Genomic DNA, 6,543 nt, shown 5'->3' with positions numbered 1-6,543 from the left:
TGGTCACAGACCATATCCATTTGGCACGTGTTCCAAACCCTCGGATTGAAGCCATCCCAGTACATCTAGCTTCAGAGCCCGATTTGGTTTATGATCAAAAGTTTACAGATTTAGGTGATGGAACAATAAGCATGAGAATACCAGTTATCAGGCAGCGTGCGTACGCAGGATATTTAAGAGGTTATGAAGATCCCGAATATTATGAAGATGCTCCCACTATGACTATTGACGTTTACAAAGAACACAAGGGGAATTATTTGGCTTTTGAAGTTGTTGGAGACAGTATGACTACATTTGATCCTAAGGAAGCGAGACAAAGTATTTATGATGGATATTTCGTAGTTGGGAGAGAAGTACAACGACAGCACTGGAAATACAAACTTCATACCCACTATGTGGATTCATGGATTATCATTCACCAGACTGAAGGAATTTTGATAAAAAAAATTATTAATCACGATGTCGAAAACGGTATAATTACAATTCATTCTCTAAATCCGGATAAAGACTTATACCCGGACCAGGACTTACAACTGGAAGAGGTTCAGCAAATTTTCAATATTGTACAGAAGATAGATAAAATGTAAACGCTAGATTATTGTTTATGGTAAGAAGAATACTTTTAGTTATGGCTTTATCATTAGCCGTTAACATTGTTTATGCCCAAAAAGGCAAATACATAGCTATCCTTACAAAGGTAGAAGTTGGATCAAATGTAGCATCTGGTAGTATTTCAGAAAATGGGATAGGCTATCAGGATAGTTTAATAGCCATAGATTGGAATCTTGGGAGTTCAGAGTACAATTTTGTCCTACAAAACAAGTCGCAACAAACGATTAAAATTATTTGGGATGAAACTGCTTATATCGGTCCAGACGGAGAAACAGGCAAGGTTTTCCATCAAGGAGTAAAATATATCGATCGTAATAACTCGCAAGTGCCAACAAGTATAATCAAAGGATCTAAATTGTCTGATCTCATTGCACCAACTGATCTGGTATATTATAATGACAGCCGCTACAGTACAGGGTGGACTCAAAGGTTATTGTATGGCTATTCAAAAAAGGCAGGGCCGGTCAACGATGGAGCGACAGCAAAAATTCTCCTGCCAATATCAACAGGGGATAAAACGATCGAATACATATTCGAATTTAAAATCACCTGGGAGGTAATTCAGAGAAAATAGCATGCACAAAATAATCACCATTTTTTAAAGCAACCACAATGAACATTAATAAAATAGAAACAGGCATTCGGATCCGGGACTTCCGGTTATCGCTGGGCCTATCGCAAACAGAGTTTGCCGAGCAGATGGATACGGACCAGCCGGTTATCTCTGCATATGAGCAAGGATTGCGTTTGCCATCTACCTCCTTCTTCACAAAAATCACTAAACTGTATGGGGCCTCACAGGAATGGTTCACTGCCGGTATTGGATCCCCGAAAATAAAACCAGCGCCTAAAGCGGATCCTCACACACGGATCGGACTACTTGAGAAGAAAATTGACTTCATGGAAAAGAAGTTAAAACTGCTTGAGTTTAATTTAAAGAAGACATTAGACATGCTTGGTGAATTAGCGGAAAAATCCAAATAACGGACACTATATAGACACCATTCTTTTTTTATGGCTCATATAGCATTGATAAATAGCGAATTAAGTTAATTATAAAGTAATCCCTCCGGCTCCACTTGATGATCAAAAGCCAGGCCGCAGGCTGAGCGAAATAAAAAAACCAAGTCCTGAAAGGCTTGGTTTTTTTTATGCAGCGAAGAATGCCTGAGCGTAGCGAAGCTGGCTTTTGATTCCCTTCACGGGTTAGGAGATGATCAGCGTAAGCTAACCCCTCCGTCGGACAAAGTCCACCGCTGGGTTGTGAAGGAGACCACCCAATTAAAACCAAGCCCAAAAGGTTTGGTTTTTTATTCAGTAATTTTCAGGAGGGATGAGAACCCGGGGAGGGTTCGAAATTTCACCTGAGTTGGATCTACGAAAATTATAGTTTTAGGAGACTGTACAAAATAATCACCTGATATTTGTTTCAGTTCCAGATAAATTAAATGAAAATTATTTATAGACAAATTCTATATTAACATAAACATAATCAATAAGAATTATAATGTTTAATAATGTAGATTTGGATAGGTAAGTTTAAAACAAAACCTACACGTATTTTATAGAATCTATAAATTTAATTATATGGAAGATAACACAACCCAGGGCAAGTGCCCCTTTGGTCATGGTTCATTAAAACCGAGCCCTGGTGGCACAAGCAACCGCGACTGGTGGCCAAATCAGTTAAAGCTGAACATTCTTCGTCAGAACTCTTCACTATCCAACCCAATGGGCGATAAGTTCAACTATGCTGAAGAGTTCAAAAGTCTGGATCTGGATGCTGTAAAGAAAGATATTTTCGATTTAATGACCAATTCACAGGACTGGTGGCCGGCTGATTATGGTCACTATGGTCCATTCTTCATCCGTATGGCATGGCATAGTGCCGGTACTTACCGCATCCAGGATGGTCGTGGTGGAGCAGGTTCAGGTACTCAGCGCTTTGCGCCACTGAACAGCTGGCCGGATAACGTGAGTCTGGATAAAGCTCGTTTGCTGCTATGGCCAATTAAACAAAAATATGGCAGAAAAATATCCTGGGCAGATCTGATGATCCTCACAGGCAACTGTGCCCTCGAATCAATGGGTCTCAAAACCTTTGGTTTTGGTGGTGGACGTGAAGATGTTTGGGAGCCGGAAGAAGACATCTATTGGGGTTCTGAAAAGGAATGGTTGGCCGATCAGCGCTACACAGGCGACCGTGAACTTGAAAACCCTCTGGCGGCTGTTCAAATGGGTTTGATTTATGTAAATCCGGAAGGACCAAATGGAAATCCTGATCCGATTGCAGCAGCACGCGACATCCGTGATACATTTGGTCGTATGGCAATGAATGACTACGAAACTGTTGCCCTGATTGCAGGTGGTCATACCTTTGGTAAAGCACATGGAGCCGCTGATCCTGGTCAATATGTTGATGTAGCTCCGGCAGCTGCAGGAATTGAAGAGCAGGGTATGGGCTGGAAAAACACATTCGGCAGTGGCAAAGGAGCAGACACGATCAGTAGTGGTCTGGAAGGTGCCTGGACTACCACACCTACCAAATGGAGTAATAATTATTTTTGGAACCTTTTCGGCTACGAATGGGAGTTAACTAAAAGCCCGGCAGGTGCACACCAATGGATACCTAAGCATGGAATGGGTGCAGGAACTGTACCTGATGCACATGATCCCTCTAAGCGTCATACACCAATCATGTTTACCACCGACCTTGCCTTAAGACTAGACCCTGCCTACGAAAAAATTTCAAGGCACTTCCATGAGAATCCGGATGAGTTTGCAGATGCTTTTGCCAAAGCATGGTATAAACTTACCCACCGCGATATGGGACCTATTTCAAGATATCTTGGTAAAGAGGTTCCTTCAGAAGCATTGATCTGGCAAGATCCTATCCCTGCGGTTTCACATGAATTGATTGACAATAATGACATTGCTGCTCTTAAAGCTAAAATTCTTGATTCAGGACTTTCCGTTTCACAATTGGTGTCTGCAGCATGGGCATCGGCATCGACCTTCCGTGGTTCTGATAAACGTGGTGGGGCAAATGGTGCACGCGTTCGTTTAGCTCCTCAAAAGTACTGGGAAGTCAATAATCCGGCTCAACTTTCACAGGTGCTTGATAAGCTGGAAAGCATTCAACAAGAATTCAATAATGCTCAGTCTGGCAGTAAAGCAGTTTCTATCGCTGATCTTATCGTTCTGGGTGGATGTGCAGCCATCGAAAAAGCTGCAAACAATGCCGGTCAGCATTTGCAGGTTCCATTTACTCCGGGAAGAAGTGATGCTTCACAGGAACAAACTGATGTAGAATCATTCGCTGTTCTGGAGCCGCTTGCAGATGGTTTCCGCAACTATCAGAAGTCCAGATCAACTTCTACAACAGAAGAAATGCTGATCGATAAAGCACAATTACTAACACTGACTGCACCAGAAATGACAGTTCTTATTGGCGGGATGCGTGTGTTAAACACAAACTTCGATCAGTCTCAGCACGGTGTCTTTACTAAAAATACAGATGTTCTTAGCAACGACTTCTTCGTGAATCTGCTTGATTTAAACACAAGCTGGAAAGCAATTTCTGAATCTAAGCTAGCTTTTGAGGGACGTGATCGCATAACAGGAGATGTCAAATGGACCGCTACCCGTGCCGATCTGATCTTCGGTTCAAACTCTGAGCTTCGTGCAATTGCTGAAGTTTATGGATGTGAGGACGCAAAAGGTAAGTTCGTTCAGGATTTTGTTGCGGCATGGACTAAAGTGATGAATCTTGACCGTTTTGATCTGGCCTGATTTAATTCGCTAAATAATTTAATAAAAAGGTGGTCAGGTAATGGCCACCTTTTTTTATGTAATTAATTGATGAACTGGATGTCATTCAATTAACATTTCAAAGTCCTGCTAAAAGGAAATAATATCTTCAATTTTATTATTTTAGAGAACACTTTATCATGATTCAAAACCTAATTAATCAATACAATTTACTCCCCCATCCAGAAGGAGGTTATTTTAAAGAGACTTACCGATCAGAAGAAAGCATTCCGAAGAGCGGATTACCATTAAGATTTCCTGCTGAGCGGAATTTCAGTACCGCCATTTATTTTCTGTTATTAAAAGATTTATTTTCTGCTTTTCACCGCATCAAAAGTGATGAATGCTGGCATTTTTATGAGGGCGACAGCTTGCATGTGCATGTGCTGCACCTTAACGGAACTTACGAACTGATCCGTCTGGGAAAGAACCGTGAAGAGGGAGAAGTATACCAGGCAATCGTGCCCGCTGGTGCATGGTTTGCTTCAGAAACAATTGGAGAATATTCATTTGTTGGCTGTACTGTAGCTCCGGGCTTTGATTTCACTGATTTTGAACTGGCCAAAGCTGCTCAACTGAAATCAGAATATCCCATATCTGCCAGCTTAATCGAAAGACTTTGTCGTCAGTGAAAAATCTTTAACTTACAGTATAATTAATATAAGTTTTCGTTCATGAGAATTCTATCATTTATTCTGGCGGCAATTATACTTCCAACGAGTATAATTGCTCAAAAAATAACCCCTAGGGCAAAAAACATATTGATTATTTATTCTGATGATCATAGTTATCATGCCCTGGGTGCTGCCGGGAACAAGGAGATTTCAACACCCAATCTCGATAAGCTGGCAAAATCAGGATTGATGTTTACCCAGGCACATGTGATGGGTGGCCACCAGGGTGCAGTTTGTATTCCAAGCAGGGCAATGCTGTTAACAGGTCGTTATGTAAACAGATTACCAGGAGATGGAAACATAATCCCTGACAGTATTGTAAGCCTTCCTGAGGTACTGCGTAAACAAGGCTATAATACCTACCATACCGGCAAATGGCATAGTGATAAGACCTCACATAGCCGCATGTTCAGTACAGGCGGTGATATATTTTTTGGCGGAATGCATTTTCCAAAATTTGGCGGACAGGAACATCCGACAGTATCTCTTTTTGACAGCACGGGCGTTTATAATGAAAACCGAAAGCGGATCAGCGATATTTATAGCACAACGCTGTATGCGGAAAATGCTATTAAATTTTTGAGCAGTTCAACGGCAAAGTCAAGTCCATTTTTCTGTTATGTGGCTTTCACCTCGCCGCATGATCCAAGAACTCCGCCAGGAAAATTTTCGACAATGTATGATCCGGCAAAAATTTCATTGCCGGCAAATTTCATAACAAAACATCCCTTTGATAACGGTGATCTGAATGTAAGAGATGAACAATTGTTACCTGTTCCCCGAGATCCGGAGGCCATAAAAAAAGACATTGCACTGTATTATGGAATGGTCAGTGAAATGGATGCCCAGGTTGGCCGGATTTTAGATGCTTTGGAGAAAAGTGGCTTGAAAGAAAATACCTTAATTGTTTTTGCCGGTGATAATGGCCTTGCAGTGGGGCAGCATGGATTGCTTGGCAAACAGAATTTGTATGAGCATAGTATCAGGGTGCCTATGATCATGTCTGGGCCCGGTGTACCTGTGAACAAGAAAACTGAAGGATTCACCTATCTTAGTGATATTACACCTACAATAATAGATTATCTGGCGGTAAAAAGACCATCAAGTGTTGAAGGCCGTTCATTATTGCCTGTCATTAAGGATCCATCAAAAAAAGTAAGATCATCTATTTACAATGTTTACGGTCACTGGAGCAGAAGTATCAAATCTGAAGATGGATTTAAAATGATCGTTTATAATGTTGATGGCGCTTTAACAACTCAATTATTTAATCTCAAAAAAGACCCTCTTGAAATTAATGATCTTTCCAAAGATCAGGCTTATAACCAAAAGATCCTGCAAATGAGAGCACTGCTGAAACAACAAATGACCGCAGCATTTGATGATCTAACTATTGATCTGCCTGATTGGGGGCGTACAAAAAACCAGAAACCAAGGGGTAGTTAAT

Annotated in this window: 6 protein-coding genes; all 6 read left to right on the top strand. The window is 41.2% G+C overall.

Annotation, left to right across the window (positions count from 1 at the left end; genetic code table 11):
• Positions 1 to 587, top strand: a 587-nt coding sequence (locus tag Q8S11_RS15720) for a helix-turn-helix transcriptional regulator (RefSeq protein WP_371135191.1), incomplete at its 5' end; no start/stop codon positions are given.
• A 17-nt stretch (positions 588 to 604) separates the two neighbouring features.
• Positions 605 to 1,186 (top strand): hypothetical protein, encoded by a 582-nt coding sequence (locus Q8S11_RS15715; protein ID WP_305663077.1) that lies wholly within the window; start codon positions 605 to 607, stop codon positions 1,184 to 1,186.
• A gap of 38 nt (positions 1,187 to 1,224) precedes the next feature.
• The gene (locus tag Q8S11_RS15710; protein ID WP_305663076.1) at positions 1,225 to 1,596 is read left to right on the top strand and encodes a helix-turn-helix domain-containing protein; all 372 of its coding nucleotides are present in this window, start codon (positions 1,225 to 1,227) and stop codon (positions 1,594 to 1,596) included.
• Between the two features lie 603 nt (positions 1,597 to 2,199).
• Positions 2,200 to 4,404 (top strand): catalase/peroxidase HPI, encoded by a 2,205-nt coding sequence (gene katG / locus Q8S11_RS15705; protein WP_305663075.1) that lies wholly within the window; start codon positions 2,200 to 2,202, stop codon positions 4,402 to 4,404.
• A gap of 158 nt (positions 4,405 to 4,562) precedes the next feature.
• On the top strand, positions 4,563 to 5,054 hold the full coding sequence (locus Q8S11_RS15700) for a cupin domain-containing protein (RefSeq protein WP_305663074.1): 492 nt from the start codon (positions 4,563 to 4,565) through the stop codon (positions 5,052 to 5,054).
• Between the two features lie 42 nt (positions 5,055 to 5,096).
• Complete coding sequence (locus tag Q8S11_RS15695; protein WP_305663073.1) at positions 5,097 to 6,542, top strand: sulfatase-like hydrolase/transferase; 1,446 nt, start codon at positions 5,097 to 5,099, stop codon at positions 6,540 to 6,542.
• Position 6,543: the final 1 nt, after the last annotated feature.

Source organism: Daejeonella sp. (assembly GCF_030695525.1).
Classification (GTDB): Bacteria; Bacteroidota; Bacteroidia; order Sphingobacteriales; family Sphingobacteriaceae; genus Daejeonella.
The sequence above is the reverse complement of the archived record's forward strand: the minus strand, read 5'-3'. Positions and strand labels throughout refer to the sequence as shown.

What these genes read in the sequence shown, in the direction of transcription:
- Q8S11_RS15715 (WP_305663077.1), top strand. Translation starts at nt 605, where the DNA reads ATGGTAAGAAGAATACTTTTAGTTATGGCTTTATCATTAGCCGTTAAC.
- Q8S11_RS15710 (WP_305663076.1), top strand. Translation starts at nt 1,225, where the DNA reads ATGAACATTAATAAAATAGAAACAGGCATTCGGATCCGGGACTTCCGG.
- katG (WP_305663075.1), top strand. Translation starts at nt 2,200, where the DNA reads ATGGAAGATAACACAACCCAGGGCAAGTGCCCCTTTGGTCATGGTTCA.
- Q8S11_RS15700 (WP_305663074.1), top strand. Translation starts at nt 4,563, where the DNA reads ATGATTCAAAACCTAATTAATCAATACAATTTACTCCCCCATCCAGAA.
- Q8S11_RS15695 (WP_305663073.1), top strand. Translation starts at nt 5,097, where the DNA reads ATGAGAATTCTATCATTTATTCTGGCGGCAATTATACTTCCAACGAGT.